The sequence below is a fragment of the Kribbella sp. NBC_01484 genome, assembly GCF_036227145.1.
Classification (GTDB): Bacteria; Actinomycetota; Actinomycetes; order Propionibacteriales; family Kribbellaceae; genus Kribbella.
Genome location: NZ_CP109437.1, coordinates 5,606,668 through 5,628,339, shown reverse-complemented (window position 1 = coordinate 5,628,339; position 21,672 = coordinate 5,606,668). Strand labels below are relative to the sequence as shown.

Below are 21,672 nucleotides of genomic sequence, written 5' to 3'. Positions count from 1 at the left end.
GGCTGGTCGCTGGTGTCATCCGACGGCGGCCACTTGCCATCGTTGCGCTCCGTCCGTGGCGACAGTACGCCTCAGCGTGAGCGTGTAGGTCTGGTCGAGGGTGGTGTCACCCGCCCCGTCCCAAGTGACGGCGGCGGTCGCCTGCCGCTCGTCGTCGTTGCCGGTGAAGACCTGCCAGTCCTTCAGTTCGCCGAACTTCACCGCACCGTTCAGGCTGCGGATGGTCGAACCCGGTGAGGTCACCGCCGACACCTTGTTGTCGGACTCGGCGTACGCACTGAAGAACGCCTCCGCATCCTTCCGCGTCGCGCCGGTCAGATCGTCGTCCGGTGCGCCGGCCTCCGGCATGTTGTCGGGCAACGCTGCCCGCACATCCGGTACGAACGTCGGCGGGCCGCTGGCCACCACCCGTGAATCGGTCCGGGCGACCGGGACGGACAGTCGCTCCCAGGTGACCGGACCAGCGGCCCAGTTCTTGCCCTGCTTGACAAACGAATGAACCTTGACGCGTACGTCGACCGCCGCGGTGACTCCGTTGGCGTCGGGCTTGACCTCACCCGGGTACGCGATGTCGGCGGTCTGCTTGCCGCGACCGTTCCACCCCGCGCGGCTGTCCAGGCCGGCGGCCAGGTCGAGACCGATCTGGTTGGGCCGGGTATCCGCATTGTCCTCGTCCCAGGTGAGGTACGAAACGGCGTACCGGGTCGCGACGGCCCGGGCCTCGTCGGACGGGAAGCTGCTCTGCCCGCTGACAACCGTCTCCGGTGTCCGGTTCGGGCTGATCCAGGAGCGAACGCCGCTGATCGCAGCCAGCAGCAGTACGACGACCACCAGGCCGCGGAAAAACCGCCTCGCCCACGTCGAGAACGACGACTCGGACTCGGTCGACCAGGGTGCCTGCCCTGGCTCGACCACATCCCGGGCCGGCACCGGAGCCGAGCGAGCACCATGCGGCGATCGCTGTTTCAAACGTTCGGGTGGACGATGTCCGGCGGACTGATCCGGCGGACGGGCACCGGACGGCTCCGGCTGACGGGCGGCTGGACGGCGGGGCGGGGCCATCACGCCACCGGCCGGCGGCGGGGTCTGTGGTGCCGAGTATTGCGCCGCTACGCCCTGCGCCTGGCGAGGGGTGGGCGACACCGGACCATCGGGGTGGGCCCACCACTCCGGTGCGGTGCTCTGCGGGCGCTTTTTGCCCGGCTTCTTCGTACGCCGCTGTTCCGACCAATGCTCGCCTTTTGGCGGCAGATTCAGCAGCGTTCGCCACCAACTCATCGCCTACCTGCCCCTCAGACAGCAGTTACGCGGACAGTAGCCGAGAGGATACGGCAAGCAACTGTCCACTGGGAGACCTGAGACCAGGATCCGGATGCTCCATCGCCCCCCGCAGCCACACCGTCACCCCACTCGCAGGCAGTCTCACCCTCATCGGGCAAGAGTGCCACCTTCGGTACCGTCCTCATAGCTCCTCTCTCATGCCCGTTCCGGTCGATCGGGCAGCGCCACCCTGCCACACGCGGCCGGCAAGGTTCGAAGATTCGTGCGAACAATATGGTAAAGAACGCGTCAAATGCTCACACATAGTAACCGGTACCCTACGGCTGCCCGCGGAAAACTCTCCCGTGGCAAGGGGTCAAGATCCTTGTGGACAACCGCTTGCCAGTGCCCCGCCGGGGCATAAGGTCGGGGTAACCCCTGCTACCCCTGGAGGACCAGGATGGAAACTCGCCGACTGGGCAGACTCGGGCACGAGAGCTCGGTGCTCATCTACGGTGCCGCGTCACTGGGCGGTGTCGACCAGGATCGGGCCGACGCCTCGATCCAGGAGGCCCTTGATGCCGGCATCAACCACTTCGACGTGGCCGCGGACTACGGCGACGCCGAGCTCCGGCTCGGCCCGCGGATGCCGGAGATCCGCGACCGCATCTTCCTCGCCACCAAAACCGGCCGCCGGACCTCCGAGGAGGCCTGGAGCGAGATCAACCGGTCGCTGGAGCGTTTGCAGACCGACCACGTCGACCTGATCCAGATGCACGCGGTCTGCGACCTGGAGAACCTGGATCTCGTCACCGGCAAGGGCGGTTCGCTGGAGGCCGCGATCCGCGCCAAAGAAGAAGGTTTGGTCCGAGCGATCGGCATCACCGGGCACACCGCACAGGCGCCGTCGGTGCACACCGAAGGCCTGCGCCGGTTCGACTTCGACAGCGTCCTGACGCCGCTGAACTATCGCCTCTCGACCGATCCGCAGTATGCCGCCGACTACGCCGCCCTGGTGGAAGCGGTCAAGGCTTCCGACGCCGCACTGATGACGATCAAGATGATTGCCCGGCGCAACTGGCACGAGGGCGAAGAGAAGGCGTACGACACCTGGTACCGGCCGTTCGACGAGCAGCGCTACATCACAGCCGCGACCGCCTGGCTGCTGAACGGTCACCCGGAGATCACCGGCCTGGCGACGGCCGGCGAGACCCGGCTGCTCCAGCAGATGGTTGTCGCAGAGCGCGAGCGAGCCGACCTCACGCCGGAGGCCGCCGCCGCGATCCTCGAGGAGGTGCACGACTACGCATCACCCTTCGTGGACATTCCGATCTGACAGCGTGGCCCAGGTCACAGCCTCTGATCCGCATTCCGGTCATCTCCTAGGCGTACGACGTGGTGCGGTGTGACCGCTGTACTCCCGGGAACACTCGGGGACGGTCCGGTGTTGAAAGCGCTGTACTCGTCTACTTTCGGAGGTTGTAGTGGCAACGGTCGAGCTGACCCAGGAGAATTTCAACGAGGTGGTCGGTAGCGACGGCCTGATCCTGGTGGATTTCTGGGCAGAGTGGTGTGGCCCGTGCAAGATGTTCGGACCCGTGTTCGAGAAGTCGTCCGAGCAGCACTCGGACATCACGTTCGGCAAGGTGGACACGGAGGCTCAGGTCGAGCTGGCACAGGCGTTCGACATCCGGTCGATTCCGACCCTGATGGCGGTCCGTGATGGCGTGGTCCTGTACTCCCAGCCGGGTGCGCTGCCGGCGGCGAACCTGGAGGACCTGATCGGCCAGCTGCGCGCGGTCGACATGGAGGATGTCCGGGCGCAGATCGCCGCGCACGAGGCGGAGCACGGCGCCGAGCCGCACACGCACTGATTCAAACAGTTCAACGAATCCGGGAGTTCTGAGCGAGCTCCCGGATTTGTTGTGCCAGGGCACTTCTGCTCGGCCCCCGCTGGATCTGCGGATCGGCCTCGATGACCGACAGCAGCCGGCCACGCTCGTCGGGTGACAGCCATCCCCAGCCGTTCCGGACGAGTTTCAGCGCGTGATACTGCTCGTTGCCGGTGAGCGATCGGTCGATCGCGTCCAGCAGGACCGAGCTGTCGATCAGCGAGAGATCGCCTTCTATCAGGCCCAGCGCGAGCACTCGGACGATCGGCGAACCGTGCAGGAAAAGCTCCTTGACCTCGTCCTTGTCGAACTTCTCGATCACGGACGCGTTCGCGACGCGCTGAACGATCCGGTCGAGCACTTCGCCGCGCACGACAACCAGCTCGGGCCCACGGAGCTCGTTGTAGATCGTGGCGTAGGCGTCGAGCTCGCGGTCCATCCCGAGTCGCCGCAGCGCGTCGGCGCTCTTGCGCGCGTTCGCGGCGATCTGGCCGATGAGGTGGATCTCGAAGTATCCGGCCCTCCGCGAGCGGAGGCGATCCACGACCGCGGGCGTCAGGACGAGCAGGAATCCGGCGGCGAGTACCGGGATCAGCGCCGCGTCGTCGGATTCGACGAAGAGGGCGACGATCGCCGCGACCAGCAAGGCGAGACCGGCTGACAGGCAGGCGATGCGGGCGATGATGTCCAGGCGCTTGCCCGCCGACTCCGCCCAGGGTTGTCGCACGCGCCGGGACTGCGAGGGATTCGCAGGCCGCCGCGAAGGGGCTGCACCCGGTCTCGGGGAGCCCGGAGCCGGCGGTTGCGGCCCGCCGCCCTGGTGCAGCTCGGTCGTCGGAAGGTCGATGCCGGGCGGCATCGGCTCCTGGGTGAGCGGCCAGGAGCCGCTCGGTCCGGTCGTCGAGCCGCGCTCCGGCCCTGCGGGACGTTCGTTCGGGTCGGGCATCAGCGGTTGCCTCTCACCTCGTCGGCGTGTTGCCGATCGTGCTCCGTGGACGGCCGTTCGGCAACCATCCGGCGCGGACGAGACGGCCTCAGGAGTCGCGGGAGCTGAGGACGCAGAACTCGTTGCCTTCGGGGTCGGCGAGGACGGCCCAGCTCGGCCCGTCCGGCTGGCCGACATCCACGCGGCGGGCGCCGAGGGCTTCGAGGCGGGCGATCTCGGCGTCGCGGTCCTGGCTGGTGTGCGGCGCGAAGTCGAGGTGCAGGCGGTTCTTCACCGTCTTGCCCTCCGGCACCGGGACGAACACCATCCCCGGCCCGATCCGCTCCCACGGGAGGTCGCGGATGGAGTCCGGAGTCACCCAACCGGGGACGTTCACGCACTCGTCGTCGGTCTCGATGATCGTCTGCCATCCGAACGCCTCCGCCCACCAGGCGGCCTGCTTCCGGACGTCGTTGCAGTCGATCACGACCGTGTACCACCGCAGCACCATGAAAGGCCTCCCTCGTCGTCAGGGAGGACACCATGCCACGGACCGCCGACAGAAACGGCGAGCGGGCCCTTGGGCAGGGGATCTGATCAGGAGGCCCGCTCGGGGGGCTGACCGGGAGCGCCGAGGTGACCGGCGGTAAGGCTGGCGGACGGGGTGGTTGGACCGTCCGGAAGAGTCACCTGGCGCCCGAGGCGTCGGTCAGCCGAGGGACGGGTGGTGCCGGGAGGATCGCGTGGCTGGGGCGCGCGACCTCGGGGCAGTCACACCCCTACCGCAGGGGGTTACCCCTTACCGCAGGGGGTTGAAGGGCCGGAGCTCCGCCGGGGTCCGGCCGGTGGTGATGGTCTCGGCCAGCAGCTGACCGGTGACCGGGCCGAGCGTGATGCCCCACATACCGTGCCCGCCGGCGGCGAAGACGCGCGGTGACGCGGTCGCACCGATCAGCGGCAGGCCGTCCGGGGTGCACGGCCGCGGTCCGACCCACTCGAAGGTCCGGGCGTCCAGGTCGGCGTCCCGCAGCAGCGGCCGGGCAGCCTCGACGATCGCGTCGATCCGGCGCGGGTCGAGCTTGGCCTCAGGCTTCCGGAACTCCATCATCCCCGCGACCCGGAGCCGGTCGCCCAGCGGCGTGCAGGCGATCCGCTGCGCCGGGAAGTACACCGGTCCGGCCGGCACGTGCGCGATCGGCACGCTGAAGCTGTAACCACGACCGGCCTGGACAACCGTGCGTACGCCGAAGTCCCGAGCCAGGTCGTTCAGCCACGCGCCGGTCGCCATCACGACGGCGTCGAACGGGTCGGTCTCGCCGTCGCCGGTGACCAGCCGGACGCCGCGGATCTCGTCCACGATGTCCACCACGTCGACCCCGCTGATGATCTGCCCACCGCGAGCGATCACCGAGTCGGCCAGCAGCTGGACGTATTCGCCCGGGTTGATGAACCGCTGCCCGTGCAGGCGGATCGCGGCCCCGATCTCGTCGGACAGCGAGGGCTCGATCTCACGGGCGTCGTCACCGGTGATCGCCTCGAACTCGATGCCCTGGCCGGCGGCGTGGATCTGCTCGATCTCCTCGAGCAGCACGCTCCGCTCGGCCTCGGTCCGGTACGCGGCCAGGAACGACTTGGCCTCGTATGTCTCCGCCTCGACGCCGGCCTTGGCCAGCAGGTCGAACGCACTGAGGGCCTGCCGGTTGATCGGGACCAGCGACTCCATCGCGGTCTTCCAGCGTCCGGCGGTGCTGTTGCGAGCGAAGCGGGTGAGGAACTTGAGCAGCCGCGGGCTCGCCGTCGGCGGCACGTACACCGGAGAGGACGGGCTCAGCACCGCGCGCACGCCGTACTTGAGGACGGCCGGTTCCGGCAGCGGGGTGGCCAGGCCCGGCGTGAGCCAGCCGGCGTTGCCCCAGGACGCACCAGCGGCGACGCCTTCGCGATCGAGCACGGTGACCTCGACGCCGGCCTCCTGGAGGAACCAGGCGGTGGCGAGTCCGACCATGCCCGCGCCGACGACGGCGACGCGATCGGGAACGATGTGAGTGGAACCAGCAGCGACCATGTATCGATGGTGCGGCCACAAGGCGCACCTGTCATGGTGCGATCACACCACTAATGGGACAAACGACTGTGCTGAGCGCACAATAACCTCATGATCACCGCGCCTGACCTGGTCGTCGCCGTCGGCCCAGCCCTGTTCGAGGTGGTGGTGACCGGGAAGGGCGACGGAGAGGTCCGCGACGTCTTCCTGGCCGACCCCCAGGAGCCCGCGACCGGTCAGCCCGGCGATCTGGTCCTGGGACTCGGCCTGCGCGACGCCGAGGACGCCGTCGAGCTGGTGGAGCGCTGTGCGGCCGGCGGCGCCTCAGGCGTGGTCCTACGTACGGCGCTCGCCCACGAGCCGACCGTGGTCGCAACTGCCGAGCGAGAGCTGCTCACCCTCGTTGCACTGCAGCCCAGCGTCACCTGGGCACACGTGGTCTGGCTGCTGCGCGGCGTCATCGACAGAGCCGCCGCACCGGACTCCCCCGCCGCCGGTGACGCCGGCGTGCACCAGGAGCTCTTCGCACTGGCAGATGCCGCCGCAGCGATCGTCGACGCGCCAGTCACCATCGAGGACAACCAGTCGCGCGTCTTGGCGTACTCCTCCGGTCAAGACTTCACCGACCCCACCCGCGTCTCCACCATCGTCGGCCGCCGCGTTCCGGCCGAGGTGATCGCGCATTTCCGGGCCCGTGGCATCTTCCGCCGGCTCGCGCGATCGAGCGAGCCGTTCCTCGTGCCTGACGGGCCGAACGGCATCCGCCCGCGTCTCGTCGTACCTGTGCGGGCTGGTGGCGAGTGGCTGGGGTCCATCTGGGCTGTGGTGGACGGTCCAGTGAGTGATGAGGTCACTGCGGAGCTCAGCAACGCCGCATCGGTACTCGCGCTGCACCTGCTCCGACTGCGCGCACAGGCGGACGTGGCGCGGCGGAGTGCCATCGACCGGCTGCGGACGATCCTCCGGCAGTTCTCCCCGGACAATCCGGTGGACGTACGGCTTCCACCGCAGCCGTGGCGTGTGGTCGCACTCGGGTCGCCAGAGGGGTACGACGTACCGCAGCAACTCGACCTGTGGGAGTCGACCGGTCGTCGGTACGGGTGGAGCGAACCACAGCTCGCGGACCTCGACGGGACCGTGCTGGCCGTCGTCACGGACAACGACGGCCCTGGGTCGTGGAACTGGTTGCGCAAGCTCGTCGTGGAACAGGCCAAGACCACACCGGGCACGATCGCTGCCGCAGGTGGTCCGGCCCGCGGACCGGCCGACCTTCCGAGCTCACGGGCCGAGGCGATCGAGCTGCTGGGCCTGGTACGACGGGGTGTCGCGCCCGGACCGGTGTTGCGGGTGGAAGAGGCGTGGCACGTGCTGACTGTTCACCGAGCGGTCACTTCGCTCGACACGACGAAGCTGGACGGTCCGCTCGCGACGCTGCTGCGCTACGACATCGAGCACGACACCGGCTTCGTGGAAACGTTGCAGGCGTGGCTCAACTATCCGGGTCAGCCGCAGCGGGCCGCGCGGGAGCTGCACCTGCACACGAACACCTTGCGGCACCGGATGAAGCGGATCGGCGAGATCGCCGAACTCGATCTGGCGGACCCGCGCGAACGCCTGGCGTTGCAGTTGCAGATCGCGGCAGTGCGCACCGAACACTGAGCCCCGGAGCGCTTCTCACGAGTTCCCAACAGCGCTGAGATCTTCGCCACATCCCTGTGTAACAAGCCTTCACATTCCGGCAACGGATGAGCAACATCGGGCTGATTAAGTCTTCCTCAGAAACACCGAGCACCACCCCCAAGGACTGTCCCAGCTTTTCACCAGGAAGCTGGGGCACCGGTCCAGCCTTTCACCAGGAGGCTGGAACGGCCGGTCCGAGCTTTTCACCAGGAAGCTCGGGCCTCTCGTGGGCCCGGCGATTGTCTGAGCGATCGCCGGGCCCCGATTAATTGCTCAGGACAACCGGTTCACGATCGTCGCGTAGACGCCGGGGAGCAGCGCGGCGGCGGGGACGATACGGGGAGCGAGCAACGGCCGGTTGCGGGCCCAGAGCAACGAACCGGTGAGCAACCGGCACTCCCAGGAGACGCGCCGCCAGGCGGCCTCGTAGTCCTCCGGGCGATCCTTCCGGACGCACTCCACCAGCTCCGCCGACGTCCGGAGCGCCACCGCGATCCCTTCGCCCGTCAGCGCGTCGACGTACCCGGCGGCGTCCCCGACCAGCAGAACCCGGCCGGCCACGCGTCCGCGGACTCGTTGGCGCAGCGGGCCGGCACCCATGACGGCACCGGCGGGACGAGCGTCGTGCAGGCGACGCTTGAGCGCCGGGAACGCGTCGAGGTGCGACTCGAAGCTCCCGCGCGCCGAGGTGAGGATCGCAACCCCGACGAGGTCCTCCGCGACCGGTGTCACGTACGCCTCCCCCAGCTGCGACCAGTAGACCTCTACGAGGTCTGTCCAGGGAGAGACGAAGAAGTGCTGCCGCAGCCCGCGGCGGACCTCGGAGGTGGGCGAGGAGAGGCGGGTGGAGCGATCCGGGCGGGCGAGGCTCAGCTGACGGCGGATGGATGTGTGCAGACCGTCGGCGGCGGCCGGATGGCGGGCGAGGCCCAGCTGGCGGCGGATGGGTGAGTGTAGGCCGTCCGCGGCCGCGAGGTAGCGGGCTGTGCGGCCGGCGGCGGTCACCGAGGTGGTGTTCTGGATGATCGGCCCTACTCGGGTCCGAAGTACCGGCACTCCGAGCTCGGCCAGCCGATCAGTCAGAGCCTGATGCAGGGTCGTACGGCGGACGCCCAGGCCCGGGCCGGCCCGAAACCGAGCGTCCACCTGGTGCACAGCGTCGAGATAGCGGATGCCGTGAAACGGGCGTCCGGTCAGCTCCACACCGAGACGCGTGAGGTAGTCGGCGGCGCTGTGGGCGATCCCCTCACCGCAGGCCTTGTCGATAGGAGCCGAGCGGGGCTCGACGACGACGACCGACAAGCCGGCCAGGGCCGCGCGGATCGCCGTGGCCGCGCCGGCGGGGCCGGCGCCCGCAACCAGGAGATCCACATCGGGTCGAGCCGAGCCGGTGCCGGGGTGCGTCATGTGGGTGGGCCGGGAGCGATCACTTGACCACGGCGGCGGTCAGGGCCGCGTCTTCGCAGCGGATGCGGATGGCGAGGAGGGGGATGTTGAGGACGGTGAAGACCAGGGCGGTGATCCAGGCAGTGTGGACCAGTGGGAGGGCGATGCCCTCGGCGACGACCGCCACGTAGTTGGGGTGGCGGATCCAGCGGTACGGGCCGCGCGCAACCAAGTGGAGGCCGGGGACAACGATCACCCGGGTATTCCACTGGTGCCCCAGGACCGTGATGCACCACCAGCGCAGGCCCTGCGACAGGAGGACGACGGCGAGCATCGTCCAGCCGAGTGCCGGGATGAACGGCCGGTGCGCCGCCTCCACCAGACAGCCGGCGAGAAGACCGGTGTGCAAGACGACCATGAACGGGTAATGCCCGCGCCCCGACTCCACACCACCGTGCGCGAAGCTCCACCTGGCGTTGCGCAGCGACACCACCAGCTCGGCCACGCGCTCACCGCCGACGAGCAGGACCAGCACCACATACCAGGCGTAGGAAGACATCACCACTCCAGGAGGACGAGCTCGGACGAGAAACCCGGGCCCATGGCGAGGAGCAGTCCCATGCCTGAAGGATCCAGCCCGAGCGTGTCACCGAGGACGTGGAGGACCGAGGAGGACGACAGGTTGCCGACCGCATCGAGCGATTTCCAGGTCAGGTCCAGGGCTCCCGGCCGCAGCTCCAACGTCTCCGCCACGGCCTCCAGCACCTTCGGCCCGCCCGGATGACTCACCCAGGTCCCGATCTCCGGCACGGTCAAGCCATAAGACCCGAGAAAGGTCCGCACATCACCACCGAGATAGGTCCGAACCACGTCGGGCACATCCGCCCCGAGGACGATCCGGAACCCGCCCGACCCGACGTCCCACCCCATCACCCGCTCGGAGTCCGGATACAACCGGCTCCGCGTCGCCACCACCGACGGCCCCGACGCCAGCGGGTGCTCCGAGCCGGTCAGCACCACGGCCGCCGCGCCGTCCCCGAACAACGCCCCACCCACGAGGTTCGGCAACGACGAGTCGTCCCGCTGCAGGGTCAGCGAACACAACTCCACCGACAGCAGTACGGCGACATGCGTCGGCCAAGCGAGCAAGTAGTCGTGCAACCGGGCAATGCCCGCAGCCCCACCCACACAGCCCAGTCCGAACAACGGCAGGCGCTTGACGTCCTCCCGCAACCCCAGCCGCACCGCCACCCGTGCGTCGATCGACGGCGCGGCCACCCCGGTCACCGTGGTGAACATCAGGACATCCACATCGTCGAGCGTCAGCCCGGCGTCCGCCACCGCTCCGGCGACCGCCTCGGCTCCGAGATCCACGGCAGTCGCAATCCACGCGTCGTTCGCGTCCCCGAAGTCCTTGAGTACGGCGTACTCCTCGAGCGGCAACGCGAGGTGCCGAAACGAGACCCCGGCATTCGCGTGCAGCCGGCGGAGCAGCGCGGTCCCATTGCCGTCCGGCAGGCAGATGTCCGCGAAGGCGGCGGTCAGCTCGGACTGCGGATAGCGGTACGGCGGCAACGCGGGCCGGACCGCGGCGATCCGCGTCATCGTGGCATCGTTACGTTGGTGAGCATCCTGCGGACAGTCCGTGGTCTCGCCCTCGCATGCCACCCGGGACCGACAGTCGCCGTCACCGTGCTGGTCACGGCCCTCGCTTGGTCGACCGGGCGAAGCCCCGCCGGGTGTCTCCTCGTCGCAGCAACGATCCTCACCGGCCACCTCTCGATCGGCTGGAGCAATGACGCGATTGATGCCGCCCGAGACACCATTGTGAACCGTCAGGACAAACCAGTGGTGCGTGGACTGGTGAGTCGCCGTACCCTCGCCGTCGGCGCCGGCGTCATGCTGGTCGTCACCATCCCGCTCTCGCTCGCGAACGGGATCGCGGCCGGCCTGATGCATCTGCTCTTCGTCGCCTGCGCCTGGGCGTACAACCTCGGGCTCAAATCGACCGCGATCTCCTGGCTTCCGTACGCCGTCGCGTTCGGTGCACTGCCCTCGTTCGTCACGCTCGGCACGGCCGATGTCTGGGCTCCCTGGTGGGCGACCGCGGCCGGTGCCTTACTCGGGATCGGTGCCCATCTGGCAAACGTCGTACCCGATCTGGACGACGACCTGGCGACCGGTGTGCGGGGCTGGCCGCAGCGGCTCGGCCCCTATGCCCGGCTGATTGCGCCGCTGCCGCTGGCGGCGGCGACCGCGCTGCTGGTGATCGCGCCGGCCGGTGCGGTCGGAGTGATCGGATGGATCGCGCTCGTAGTGGTCGCCGGTTTGCTCGTCGTGATCGTGGCGTGGCGGGACGCGCCGTTCGTGGTCACGATCGCGATCGCCGCGGTGAGCATCATCAGCTTGGTGCTCCGCGGCGACGCACTGGTCTAGGCGGCGTCCGGCTTGAGCGGTGCGTTGCTGCCCAGGATGGCGGCGGTGAGCGCCTCGGCCGGCTTCTTCGCGGCCCGCGGGTTGGTGATCAGCACCAGGTCGATCGACGGGAGCTCCGGCAGTCCGGCGCTCGGCGGCGGCTCGACCAGGTCGGCGGGCATCAGCGACCGGGCGAAGATCGCGATCCCCAGTCCGGCCCGGACTGCCGCGAGTACGCCGTTCACACCCCGGACGATGCAGGTGATCCGGCAGGACCGGCCCGCCTGCTCGAGCGTCTGCACACCGAGCGACCGGCTGAGCGACGGTGCCTGATAGGCGACCAGCGGAACCGGGCCGTCGGGGGCGATCCGGGTCCCGGAGATCCCGGCCCAGACCAGCGGGTCCCGCCGTACCAGCCGTCCGTTCGGCTCGTAGCCGCCGCCGGCGCCGTGCTTCACGTACGCGAGGTCCAGGTGGCCGGACTCGACCCGGCGGAGCAGGTTCGGGCTCTGGGCAACGGTCAGCTCGAGGTCGATCCGCGGGTAGAGCTGGCGGAAGTCGCGCAGGATCCGCGGCAGCGGGGTGAGCGCCAGGTCGTCGGTCACGCCGAAGCGCAGCCGGCCGCGCAGCTCGGAGCCGGTGAAGTACCCGGCCGCCTCCTCGTGCGCGGCCAGGATGGTCCGGGCGAACCCGGCCATCGCCTCGCCGTCCGCGGTCAGCGTCACCGTCCGGGTGTCCCGCACGAACAACGGCCGCCCGACGGCCACCTCGAGTTTGCGGACATGTTGACTGACCGTCGGCTGCCGGATGCCCAGCCGGTCGGCGGCCTGGGTGAAGCTGAGCGACTGGGCCACCGCCAGGAACGTGCGCAGCTGGTCCGGGTCGTACATCGATGCACCTCCCATTACGTGACGCAATAAGACTAATAGGAGTAATTCGCTGTCAGAATTCAGGACCGAACCCTGAGGATGGAGATGTCCTCCCCTGACCAGTCCACTCGTGTAGGGATCGCTCTTGACCACCCGGGCCACCGGTACTGTCCCGTCCACCGACTTCCACACCCACCGCACCACCAACCCGGCCGAACTCCGCGAGACCCAGCGGCGTCCCGGCTTCAAGGACACCTTCAGCGCACTGCAGGTCCGCAACTTCCGCCTCCTGGTCAGCGGGTTGCTGGTCAGCTCGACCGGTGGCTGGATCCAGCGCATCGCGCAGGACTGGCTGGTGCTCACGATCACCGGCAGCGCCACCGCGGTCGGCATCACCACCGCGCTGCAGTTTCTCCCTACCCTCCTGCTCGGCCTGTTCGGCGGTGTGATCGCGGACCGCTTCCCGAAGCGGAAGGTCCTGCTCTGCACCCAGACCACGATGGGCATGGCGGCCGCCGTACTGGCGACCCTCGCGTTCACCGGCCAGGTGCAGGTCTGGCAGGTGTACACGATGGCCCTGTTCCTCGGCTTCGCCACCGCTGTCGACAATCCGACCAGGCAGTCCTTCGTCACCGAACTCGTCGGCAAGGACCGGGTCCGGAACGCGATCAGCATGGTGTCGTCGACGTTCCAGCTGGGCAGCCTGATCGGCCCGGCGCTCGGCGGCCTGCTGCTCGGCTCGATCGGCACCGGCTGGGCGTTCGCGCTCAACGCCTGCACCTTCTTCGCTTCGATCAGCGCCCTGCTGCGGATGCGGGAGAGCGAGATGCCCGGGCTGCACGCCGCCCGCAGGGCGAGCGCCGGGATGCGGATCCGGGACGGGCTGCGCGACGGTGTGCGGTACGCGTTCCAGGAGCCGGCGGTCCGGTGGGCGATCGCGTTGGTCGGCATCTACGGGATGTTCACGATCAGCCTGCCGGTGACGCTGACGGCGTTCGCCGACCGGGTCTTCCACACCGGCGCGTCGGGGTACGGCGTACTCAACTCGGTGGTCGCGGCCGGGGCGCTGACCGGTGCGTTGCTGTCTGCGCGCCGGGTCCGGCCGACCCGCCTGCGCAACCTGATCGGTATCGCCTGCCTGCTCACGATCACCCAGGTGCTGGCCGCGATCCAGCCGTCGCTGTGGACCTTCATCCCGGTGCTGGCCTCGATGGGCATGGCGACCCTGATGTTCCTCACCGCGGCGCAGTCGATGGTCCAGCTGACCACGCCGGACGGACTGCGTGGGCGGGTGTCCGGGATCTACAACCTGGTGTTCATCGGCGGCGGCGCGATCGGCGGTCCGACGGTCGGGTTCCTCGCCCAGCACTTCGGCGCCCGCTCGGCGCTGCTGCTCGCCGGTCTGATCCCGGCCGTGGCGACCATCGCGATCGCCCTCCGCCTCCGCCGCGACGGCCGCTTCCGGCTGGTTGTGGTCCGCACCCGCTCGCCCTGGCATCAGGCCCCGGTCCGCCTCAACCTCGAGCAGGCCTCGATCCAGCTCTCGGCCCCCACCGGCATCCCGGCGCCGTGGACATCCCGGCCGTTCGTCATCGGACGCCGTCAGCACGCTCGCACGGACCCGCACACCCGGCCGTTGCGGCCGCGCCGCCGCCCGCAACACCACTAGCCGTCCGGGACAGGGCCGCGAAGCTGCCTCTCGGCCCTGTCCCGGGCAATCGATGATCAGCCGACGCGGCCACCCGTGCCGGTGGACGTGTCCGTCGACGCGCCCAGCGCGGCCAGGTCCCCGCGGGCGGGATGGCCATGGCCGAGCGGACCGGTCGCCATCGCCCGAACCAGGTTCAGCGTCACTGTCCGGGCGAACGCGACCGTCGGCGCTTTGAGCGAGTGCTTGGAGTCCGGCCCGTGGAGCGCGCGCACCCACTCCATCGAACCGGCGTCGAACACACCGGCTCCGGACGGCACCGTGTAGTACGTCGCATCCGAGAACGTACGCCGCCCCGGCCCGCAGGTGGCCGGCGAATGCGCTACCACCTGGAGGTTGGCCGGCGTACCCGCGATCGGATAGGCACGATCGATCTCCGTCGCCACCAGGCCTGGGTACGACGATCCCCTGGCCGCGCCGGTCCCGGCGAACAGGAAGAACCCGGGATCCCGGACGACGAACGATCCCTCCGCCGGGAAGCACTCGTACAGCATGCCGGTCAGGCTGTTCTCCGGACTCGGGAACGGAACGCTTCGCCACTTCACCGTCGTGTCCGGCCGATGCTTCCGCGGATCCGCGGAAGCATCCTTGTAGCCGGCCAGTACACGCTGCGAGCCCAGTCGGCCAGGTTCGTAGCGGACCCGCCAATAGACCGCGTTGGCGCCGAGGAACGCGACGTTCGTGCCCGCGTCGCGGGCCTTGGTGACGGCTGCCCGCATCCCGGTGGTCCAGTACTCGTCATGCCCACCCGACACGATCCCTCGCGCGCCGGCGAGCGCGTGCGGATCGGTGTCCAGGTCGAAGCTGGTCAGATAAGCCAGCGGTACGCCGCTCTGCTCGGCGAGCTGGATCAGCGGCAGCTCGGACTGCACCAGGAGATGCGCACCATCACGGTCGTACGGCCGGTCGAAGCTCACCCGGTACGCGCGAGTCGCGAACGAGTTGTGCGGGCCGTGGTAGAGCGAGTAGCCACCCCAGGCGTTGTACGCCTGGTAGGTGTTGACGGCATCGACGATGACGACAGCCCCGCGCGTCGAATCCGAGCGGATCGTGATCGGGACGTACTTCTCCTTGCCGTTCGCCGCGGTGAGCAGCAGCAGGTAGGCGCCGGCGGGCCAGCCTGTCGTGGGCACGGTGAGCGAGGGATGCCAATTCGTGCTGACCATGCGGTCAGCACCCACGGTCGGCGCCGGCTGCACCAGACCGGGAACGGCCGGCGAGGTCCATACCAGTCGCGCCCCCTTTCCGCCGTACCAGCCGATCCGGAACGCACGCACGGTGAAGGCGCCGGCGGTCGAGGTCACGTACAGCCGGAACGATTGGCCGCTGCGGACACTGACCCGGTCGGTGTACCCGGCGAGCTCGACGGGGCCGGCCAGCCGGTTCGCGGGCAGAACCCACTGCGTCGTACCGAGCTTCGCATTCTCAGCGAGGGCGATCCCGCCACTGGCGCGGACCGGTGGCGTCGGCGGTGAGCTCGCGCGACCCGTCGGCGACGCGGCCGGCGGCTCCTGACCGGCGGAGTGACACCCGGCCGCAGCGGCGACCAACGCCAGTACCGTCACCAAGACCCAGCGGCGCACTATCCACTCCTCTGGATCGTCGTTCGAGCATCGTAGCCACAGCATGCCTTGGAAAACGCTGAGGGGCTCGCGCCCCCGGCCGGACCGAACCGGGGGCGCGAGGTGCTGGTCGACCGACCAGCCTGGGCGGCATCAGGGAACGTTGATCACGCCGACCGGCGGAACCTTGACGGTGCGGTGGTGCTTGGTGCCGCCGAGGACGACCTCGCGGAGCGCCACGTTGTTCTTGGTGCTCGCTTCGAACAAGCGGTTCTCCGGGTTGGCCGTGACCTGGACGTAGTACGTGCCGTTCGGCAGGTCCGTCACGTCGAAGGACTGGCCGGGCAGGGACTGCACGTAGGTGTCGCCGGAGCCGACGTCCAGGACCTCGCGGACCGACAGCGATCCGTGGTTGCCGCACGCTGTGTGCAGGTCGGTGTTCTGCGGGTGCCAGTTGGCGTTCTTCACCGTGTAGTCGATGGAGTCCGTCGCGGCCAGGCAGAACGCCTCCTTCTGACTGCGGACCACCTCGGTCTGCTTCGAGTTCAGCAGGCTGTAGCGGGCGAAGTCGGTGAAGTGCCAGTGGTTGTGACCGTCGCGGCCGTCCCACTCGAGCGTGCCGGTGTTCCGGTAGCCGACCTGCTTGCCGTTCGCATCGTAGAAATACTGGTACGCGTCCATCAAGTCCTTGCCCTGCTGCCGGAACCCATCCAGGACGAGCGGCGACGGACCCGCGTTCCACACGGTCGCCGAGAACTGCAGGAAGTCCTTCTGCGCGTCCGGCGTACCTTCGTCGCCCGGAAGGACCTCGATGCCCCACGCGGGCACCGGCCGGAGGTCCGGCTTCGGCCCCTTCGGCACGCTCGGCTTCCCGGTCGGTCGGGTCGCGTTCGGCTTCGGCGCCACCGAGCCCGCCGCGGTCGTCTTCTGCTGAGCGGCGGCGAGGCAGCCGCGGACACCGTGCCCGTCGCCACAGCCGTCACTCTGCTGCACGGTCACGTTCAAGCTGAGTGCCGCGTCGGACGCACCGATCTTGAAGAAGTCGCGATACGCCTTGCTGACCGTGACGGTCGCCTTGTACTTGCCCACGGCAAGTTTCACCGGAGCGCCGTACCCGCTGAACGTGTTCGACGACCAGCCGGTCTGCAGACCCCAGACCGCGCCCTGCGTGAACGGGTTCGCCGAACAGCCTTCCGGGTACGGCGAGGTCGCCGGCGCATCGGGACGGGTCCGCGACCCCTCACCGTTCAGGCACACCGACTGATCCTGGTCGAGCACCTGCTTGCCGGACGCATCGGTCATGGTGATGTGCAGGAACTTCCCCAGCCCGGAGAAGTCCGTGACCAAGCCCTTGGGCAGGATGCGCGCCGGCTTCCCGTTGACGTACTGCTTCGCAACGACCGGCGACTTGTACGACGCCCGCGTCGCCCGCACCTCGATCGGCGCGTTGCCGGCCACCACGTGGGTGCCGAGATCCAGGTCGACGCCGTAGTCGGGGATGCTGTCCAGCGTGACATCGGTGCTTCCGGCAACCAACTTCAGCGCCGGCCGCGCGGTCGCCGTCGTACTCGACGACGCCGCCGACGCACCGAGTGCGGCGATCGCGACCAATCCGGCCGCTCCGGCCGCGGCGATCGCCGTCCGGCCGAGTTTCCTTGAGGTACTGATGATGGAACCCCCTCCTGCTCTGCGGACCGGCATCCTCACGAGCCGGTCCCTTCGCTCGTACGACGTCCGGGCCGCGGAACGAAGTTGATGAAGGTTCGATGGCAGTCGTGTCACAGGAAGTCAGGGGACCCGAATACTTGACGCAGTAAATTAAGCGACCCTAGGCTCGGCCGAGTCCGCCCTCTCCTCCCCTGGAGGATCATCGAATGTCTCTCCGCAACCCCGCCTCGATCAGACACTGCACGATCGTGCTGGCCGCCGTCGCCCTGGTGTCGACCGCAGCCGCGATCGCTCCCGCCGACGCAGCCCAACCCGTTGTCGTCCAAGCCCAGAAGCCCGTACCAGCCAAGTACCCACAGGTCGCCGCCAAGCCGTATATGGGCTGGAGCAGCTGGAGTCTGCAGTCCACCAACTACCCCGGCGTGAACCCGGACGGCCCCGGCAGCTTCATCAGTGAGCAGAACATCCTCACCCAGGCGCAGGCGCTGGCGACCAAGCTCAAGCCGTACGGCTACGAGTACATCAACGTCGACGCCGGCTGGCAGGACGGCGGCGACGAGTACGGCCGCCCGGTCGCCATGGCGAAGCGCTTCCCCCGCGGGATGAAGGCAGTCGGCGACGACATCCACAAGCTCGGGCTGAAGTTCGGCATCTACACCACCGTCGGCCTGGGTACGGACGTCTACCGCGACGGCAACACGCCGATCTACGACGCACCTGGCTGCTTCACCCGCGACATCGTCTACCCGGACCTGCGCAAGACCAACGGCTGGGACGCGGCGTACAAGATCAACTACGAGAGCCCGTGCGCGCAGAAGTACGCCGACTCGATCGCCAAGCTCTTCGCAAGCTGGGGCGTGGACTTCATCAAGATGGACGGCGTCGGACCGGGTTCCTGGAAGGGTGCTCCGGACGACCCGAACCACAACAACACCGAGGACATCGAGGCTTGGTGGCGCGCGGTGCAGAACGCCGGCCGCCCGATGATGTACACGCTGTCCTGGTCGCTGAGTCACCGGTACGCCGACGTCTGGAAGCAGAACTCGAACGGCTGGCGGATCGACACCGACGTGGAGTGCTACTGCGACACGATCGTCCGCTGGGACAGCTCGGTGAAGGCGCGCTGGTGGGATCTGCCGCAGTGGATCGACGACGCCGGCCCCGGGCACTGGAACAACCTGGACGCGCTCAACGTCGGCGTCGGCCCTATGGACGGCCTCACCGACGCCGAACGGCAGAGCTATATGACGTTCTGGGCGATCAACGCGGCACCCCTGTTCGCCGGTGACGACCTGACCAAACTCGACGCGTACGGCCTGAAGCTGCTGACCAACCGCGAGGTCATCGCGATCGACCAGTCCGGCAACCCGGCCCGCCCGCTCAATCAGGACCAGCTTCAGCAGACCTGGTACGCCAAGAACGCCGACGGCAGCGTCACGGTCGCACTGTTCAACCTGGCCGACACCCCGGCCACGGTGACCGGCAGCCTCGACCAGCTGGGCATCACCGGCAAGGCGACCGTCCGCGACATCTGGGCGGACCAGAACACCCGGAACGTGTCCGGCCAGGTCTCCGCCGCGCTGCCGGCCCACGGGTCGAAGCTCTACAAGATCACGCCGAACGACACATCAGGTCCGACCAAGCCGGCCGACCTGACCGCGACGGACGTCAGCCGCACCACCACGTCGCTGACCTGGCGGCCGAGCACCGGCGCCTCGTCGTACAAGGTGTTTGCCAATGGCAAGCAGGTGGCGACCAGCTCGACCACGAGCGCCGTGGTGACCGGGCTGCTGCCGCAGACGCAGTACACCTTCACGGTGAAGGGTGTGAACGGCGGCCCTACGTCGGACGCCAGTGCTCCGGTCACCATGTTCACCGCGAAGTCGGGTGGACCGGTCCGGTACGAGGCCGAGGCGCCGACCAGCACGCTGACCGGGAACGCGGGCATCTCCGGGTGCACCCTGTGCTCGGGTGGCGCGAAGATCGGCAACATCGGGTACGACGCCACGGTGACGCTCAACAACATCACGGTCCCGGCCAGCGGCACGTACCTGGTCAAGATCGCCTACACCGACGGCGACACCAGCCGGCAGAGCATGCTCACGGTGAACGGCACCGACACCTACTGGGCCAACTACTCCGGTCTCGGCGACAACGACTGGGGAACGCCGCAGGTGACCTACCTCCCGATGAAGCTGACCGCCGGAGCCAACTCGATCAAGGTCAGCAACCCGGCCGGCTACATCGCCGACATCGACTGGATCACCGTCTGACCGTTCCGGAACCGTTCGTACGACGTCTGCCGTAGTGGCGAGGTATGACGGACGATGGATTCATGAGCGCCTATCCAGAAGCACTCGTGCCACCCGGCGGAACCGTTCCGGTCCCCCGCCGGGTGCGCGCGACCCTTGGCAACCGCGTCGTTCTCGACACGACGGACGCGATCTATCTGTGGGAGTTCCCGCCGTACCCGCAGTACTACATCCCGCTCGCGGACGTGGCGGACGGCGTACTGACCGACACCGGCGAGACGAAGGAGTTCGAGCACGGGGTCGCGCGGGTGCACAACGCCGGATCCGGCAAGGCCTGGGTGTACGACGAGGGTGTCGCAAAGGACCGGGTGCGGTTCCAATTCGACGCTCTCGACAGCTGGTTCGAGGAGGATGAGGAAGTCTTCGTCCATCCGCGCAACCCGTATGCGAGGTGTGACGCGATCCGGTCCGGCCGGCACGTCAAGGTCGAACTGGACGGGACGCAGCTGGCCGAGTCCCGCTCGACGGTGATCGTGTTCGAGACCGGGCTGCCGCCGCGCTACTACTTCCCGCGGACCGAGGTGAACTTCGAGCACTTGACCCCGAGCGACACCCGGAGCGCGTGCCCGTACAAGGGCCGGACGTCCGACTACTGGTCCGTCGGCGACCGCCGCGATCTCGCTTGGTCGTACGACTTCCCGACCGCTCCGCTGCTGCCGATCACCGGCCTCGTCTCCTTCTTCAACGAGAAGGTCGACCTGACCATCGACGGCGAGCCGCAGGCCCGTCCCATCACCGCGTTCTCCGACCGCGAGATCAGCGCAGGCCCGCCGAACTGAGCTCAGATGGCGGCGGTGGTGGCGCCGTCCATGGTGATGATCGAGGCGGTGACGTAGCTGGCCCGTGGGGACGCGAGGAAGACGGCGACGTCGGCGACCTCGCTCGGTTCGCCGGCGCGGCCGAGCGGGATCTCGGCGACGAGATCCCGCAGCAGTTCCTCTTTGGGACGGCCGGTCGCGCGGACTGCCGCCTCGAGGCCCTCGTCGACGCGGGAGGTCCGGGTCGTGCCGGGGTTGATCACGTTCACCCGGACGCCCTGCGCGGCGTACGCCTTGGCGTAGCCGACCGATGCCAGCATGAGCGCCGCGTTGGCCGCGCCGCCGCCGATGTGCAGCGGGTTCGCCGCGCGGCCGCCCTGGCCGACCACGTTCACGATCGCGCCGCTGCCGCGCTCGGCCATCCCGCGGATGACCGCCTCGGTCGCGTGCATGTAGGTGAAGTACTTCGCCTCCATCGCGGCGTGCAGCGTCGTGCTGCCCAACTCGTCGACGGGCGTCCGCCGGGCCGCACCCGCACAGTTGATCAGGATGTCCGGTACGCCGATCCGCTCGAACGCCGCCGTGGTCGCATCGGGATCGGTGAGGTCGACCGCCTGCACCTCGAAGCTCAGGCCCTTGGCCGCAAGCTCCTCCTGCGCCTTCGCCAGGTTCCCGGCGTCACGGGAGATCCCGATCACCTTCGCACCCTCCCAGGCGAGCGCCTCCACACAGGCCAGGCCGATGCCCTTGCTCGCTCCGGTGACGACCGCGGTCTTCCCGGACAGTTGCAGATCCACGTGACTCCTCAGGTGTTGGCGTCGTACTCGTCGCGGGCGGCGGCGATCTCGTCCATGTGGTCGTAGGCCCAGGTCCGCATCGTCGCGACGGCCGCCGCCAGGCTCAGGCCGAGCGGGGTCAGCGTATAGCTGACCGTCACCGGCACAGTAGGAAGAACATCACGCCGGACGACGCCGTCCCGCTCGAGGTTGCGCAGCGTCTGGGTGAGCATCTTCTGGGTGATGCCCTCGATGATCGACTTGAGCTGGCCGGAGCGCAGCGTGCCGCCCTTCTCGAGCGTGCTGATCACCAGCATCGTCCAGGTGTCGCCGATCCGGCCGAGCACCTGACGCGTCGGGCAGGCGCCTTTCGTGGCGTCCCACCTACCTCTGACCTGGTCGGTATCCATTCGGTGC

At 68.7% G+C, this 21,672-nt stretch carries 19 protein-coding genes; 7 read left to right on the top strand and 12 right to left on the bottom strand.

The window, feature by feature from the left end:
* Nucleotides 1–15: 15 nt before the first annotated feature.
* Nucleotides 16–930, bottom strand: coding sequence for a conjugal transfer protein (locus OG555_RS27710; protein ID WP_329475476.1), 915 nt, complete (start codon nucleotides 928–930; stop codon nucleotides 16–18).
* A gap of 790 nt (nucleotides 931–1,720) precedes the next feature.
* On the opposite strand from OG555_RS27710, the gene OG555_RS27705 reads away from it, so the two are divergent.
* On the top strand, nucleotides 1,721–2,596 hold the full coding sequence (locus OG555_RS27705; protein ID WP_329475475.1) for an aldo/keto reductase: 876 nt from the start codon (nucleotides 1,721–1,723) through the stop codon (nucleotides 2,594–2,596).
* Nucleotides 2,597–2,744: 148 nt separating this feature from the next.
* On the top strand, nucleotides 2,745–3,134 hold the full coding sequence (gene trxA, locus OG555_RS27700; protein WP_329475474.1) for a thioredoxin: 390 nt from the start codon (nucleotides 2,745–2,747) through the stop codon (nucleotides 3,132–3,134).
* A gap of 10 nt (nucleotides 3,135–3,144) precedes the next feature.
* Here trxA and OG555_RS27695 read toward each other — a convergent pair whose 3' ends face one another.
* The 3 genes from OG555_RS27695 to OG555_RS27685 form a co-directional block, all read right to left on the bottom strand.
* On the bottom strand, nucleotides 3,145–3,879 hold the full coding sequence (locus tag OG555_RS27695; protein ID WP_329475473.1) for a hypothetical protein: 735 nt from the start codon (nucleotides 3,877–3,879) through the stop codon (nucleotides 3,145–3,147).
* A gap of 307 nt (nucleotides 3,880–4,186) precedes the next feature.
* Nucleotides 4,187–4,588, bottom strand: coding sequence for a VOC family protein (locus tag OG555_RS27690; protein ID WP_329475472.1), 402 nt, complete (start codon nucleotides 4,586–4,588; stop codon nucleotides 4,187–4,189).
* Nucleotides 4,589–4,876: 288 nt separating this feature from the next.
* Nucleotides 4,877–6,142: an NAD(P)/FAD-dependent oxidoreductase gene (locus OG555_RS27685; RefSeq protein ID WP_329475471.1), complete on the bottom strand. Its 1,266-nt coding sequence runs from the start codon at nucleotides 6,140–6,142 to the stop codon at nucleotides 4,877–4,879.
* A 90-nt stretch (nucleotides 6,143–6,232) separates the two neighbouring features.
* Between OG555_RS27685 and OG555_RS27680 the strand changes: the two genes are divergently transcribed.
* On the top strand, nucleotides 6,233–7,780 hold the full coding sequence (locus OG555_RS27680; RefSeq protein ID WP_329475470.1) for a helix-turn-helix domain-containing protein: 1,548 nt from the start codon (nucleotides 6,233–6,235) through the stop codon (nucleotides 7,778–7,780).
* A 294-nt stretch (nucleotides 7,781–8,074) separates the two neighbouring features.
* Here the strand turns inward: OG555_RS27680 and OG555_RS27675 are convergent, their stop codons facing one another.
* The 3 genes from OG555_RS27675 to OG555_RS27665 are packed head-to-tail and all read right to left on the bottom strand — an operon-like array spanning nucleotide 8,075 to nucleotide 10,792.
* Complete coding sequence (locus OG555_RS27675; RefSeq protein ID WP_329475469.1) at nucleotides 8,075–9,172, bottom strand: NAD(P)/FAD-dependent oxidoreductase; 1,098 nt, start codon at nucleotides 9,170–9,172, stop codon at nucleotides 8,075–8,077.
* A gap of 55 nt (nucleotides 9,173–9,227) precedes the next feature.
* Complete coding sequence (locus OG555_RS27670; protein WP_329475468.1) at nucleotides 9,228–9,746, bottom strand: isoprenylcysteine carboxyl methyltransferase family protein; 519 nt, start codon at nucleotides 9,744–9,746, stop codon at nucleotides 9,228–9,230.
* Nucleotides 9,746–10,792 (bottom strand): type III polyketide synthase, encoded by a 1,047-nt coding sequence (locus tag OG555_RS27665; protein ID WP_329475467.1) that lies wholly within the window; start codon nucleotides 10,790–10,792, stop codon nucleotides 9,746–9,748. The genes OG555_RS27670 and OG555_RS27665 overlap by 1 nt, the downstream gene beginning before the upstream one ends.
* Nucleotides 10,793–10,810: 18 nt before the next feature.
* Here OG555_RS27665 and OG555_RS27660 point away from each other — a divergent pair, with 18 nt between their 5' ends.
* Nucleotides 10,811–11,623, top strand: a complete 813-nt coding sequence (locus tag OG555_RS27660; RefSeq protein WP_329475466.1) for a UbiA family prenyltransferase — start codon at nucleotides 10,811–10,813, stop codon at nucleotides 11,621–11,623.
* Here OG555_RS27660 and OG555_RS27655 read toward each other — a convergent pair.
* On the bottom strand, nucleotides 11,620–12,492 hold the full coding sequence (locus tag OG555_RS27655; RefSeq protein WP_329475465.1) for a LysR substrate-binding domain-containing protein: 873 nt from the start codon (nucleotides 12,490–12,492) through the stop codon (nucleotides 11,620–11,622). The two genes, OG555_RS27660 and OG555_RS27655, sit on opposite strands and share 4 nt — an antisense overlap.
* Before the next feature lie 124 nt (nucleotides 12,493–12,616).
* Here OG555_RS27655 and OG555_RS27650 point away from each other — a divergent pair, with 124 nt between their 5' ends.
* Nucleotides 12,617–14,140 carry an MFS transporter gene (locus OG555_RS27650; RefSeq protein ID WP_329475464.1) on the top strand — a complete coding sequence of 508 codons (1,524 nt, stop codon included), beginning with the start codon at nucleotides 12,617–12,619 and terminating at the stop codon, nucleotides 14,138–14,140.
* A gap of 56 nt (nucleotides 14,141–14,196) precedes the next feature.
* On the opposite strand, the gene OG555_RS27645 is transcribed toward OG555_RS27650, so the two are convergent.
* Together OG555_RS27645 and OG555_RS27640 are read right to left on the bottom strand one after the other, a co-directional pair.
* Nucleotides 14,197–15,762 (bottom strand): N,N-dimethylformamidase beta subunit family domain-containing protein, encoded by a 1,566-nt coding sequence (locus OG555_RS27645; RefSeq protein WP_329475463.1) that lies wholly within the window; start codon nucleotides 15,760–15,762, stop codon nucleotides 14,197–14,199.
* A 132-nt stretch (nucleotides 15,763–15,894) separates the two neighbouring features.
* Nucleotides 15,895–17,442: a lysyl oxidase family protein gene (locus tag OG555_RS27640; protein ID WP_329484882.1), complete on the bottom strand. Its 1,548-nt coding sequence runs from the start codon at nucleotides 17,440–17,442 to the stop codon at nucleotides 15,895–15,897.
* A 173-nt stretch (nucleotides 17,443–17,615) separates the two neighbouring features.
* On the opposite strand from OG555_RS27640, the gene OG555_RS27635 reads away from it, so the two are divergent.
* Both OG555_RS27635 and OG555_RS27630 read left to right on the top strand, forming a co-directional pair.
* On the top strand, nucleotides 17,616–19,682 hold the full coding sequence (locus tag OG555_RS27635; protein ID WP_329475462.1) for a fibronectin type III domain-containing protein: 2,067 nt from the start codon (nucleotides 17,616–17,618) through the stop codon (nucleotides 19,680–19,682).
* A 62-nt stretch (nucleotides 19,683–19,744) separates the two neighbouring features.
* The gene (locus OG555_RS27630; RefSeq protein ID WP_329475461.1) at nucleotides 19,745–20,500 is read left to right on the top strand and encodes a DUF427 domain-containing protein; all 756 of its coding nucleotides are present in this window, start codon (nucleotides 19,745–19,747) and stop codon (nucleotides 20,498–20,500) included.
* A gap of 2 nt (nucleotides 20,501–20,502) precedes the next feature.
* Here the strand turns inward: OG555_RS27630 and OG555_RS27625 are convergent, their stop codons facing one another.
* Together OG555_RS27625 and OG555_RS27620 are read right to left on the bottom strand one after the other, a co-directional pair.
* Nucleotides 20,503–21,276: an SDR family NAD(P)-dependent oxidoreductase gene (locus tag OG555_RS27625; RefSeq protein WP_329475460.1), complete on the bottom strand. Its 774-nt coding sequence runs from the start codon at nucleotides 21,274–21,276 to the stop codon at nucleotides 20,503–20,505.
* Between the two features lie 8 nt (nucleotides 21,277–21,284).
* Nucleotides 21,285–21,665 carry a winged helix-turn-helix transcriptional regulator gene (locus tag OG555_RS27620; protein ID WP_329475459.1) on the bottom strand — a complete coding sequence of 127 codons (381 nt, stop codon included), beginning with the start codon at nucleotides 21,663–21,665 and terminating at the stop codon, nucleotides 21,285–21,287.
* Between the last annotated feature and the right edge of the window lie 7 nt (nucleotides 21,666–21,672).

Coding starts and splice junctions, on each gene's coding strand:
- OG555_RS27705 (WP_329475475.1), top strand. CDS start 1,721: ATGGAAACTCGCCGACTGGGCAGACTCGGGCACGAGAGCTCGGTGCTC.
- OG555_RS27690 (WP_329475472.1), bottom strand. CDS start 4,588: ATGGTGCTGCGGTGGTACACGGTCGTGATCGACTGCAACGACGTCCGG.
- OG555_RS27685 (WP_329475471.1), bottom strand. CDS start 6,142: ATGGTCGCTGCTGGTTCCACTCACATCGTTCCCGATCGCGTCGCCGTC.
- OG555_RS27680 (WP_329475470.1), top strand. CDS start 6,233: ATGATCACCGCGCCTGACCTGGTCGTCGCCGTCGGCCCAGCCCTGTTC.
- OG555_RS27670 (WP_329475468.1), bottom strand. CDS start 9,746: ATGTCTTCCTACGCCTGGTATGTGGTGCTGGTCCTGCTCGTCGGCGGT.
- OG555_RS27665 (WP_329475467.1), bottom strand. CDS start 10,792: ATGACGCGGATCGCCGCGGTCCGGCCCGCGTTGCCGCCGTACCGCTAT.
- OG555_RS27655 (WP_329475465.1), bottom strand. CDS start 12,492: ATGTACGACCCGGACCAGCTGCGCACGTTCCTGGCGGTGGCCCAGTCG.
- OG555_RS27640 (WP_329484882.1), bottom strand. CDS start 17,442: ATGCCGGTCCGCAGAGCAGGAGGGGGTTCCATCATCAGTACCTCAAGG.
- OG555_RS27635 (WP_329475462.1), top strand. CDS start 17,616: ATGTCTCTCCGCAACCCCGCCTCGATCAGACACTGCACGATCGTGCTG.
- OG555_RS27630 (WP_329475461.1), top strand. CDS start 19,745: ATGAGCGCCTATCCAGAAGCACTCGTGCCACCCGGCGGAACCGTTCCG.
- OG555_RS27620 (WP_329475459.1), bottom strand. CDS start 21,665: ATGGATACCGACCAGGTCAGAGGTAGGTGGGACGCCACGAAAGGCGCC.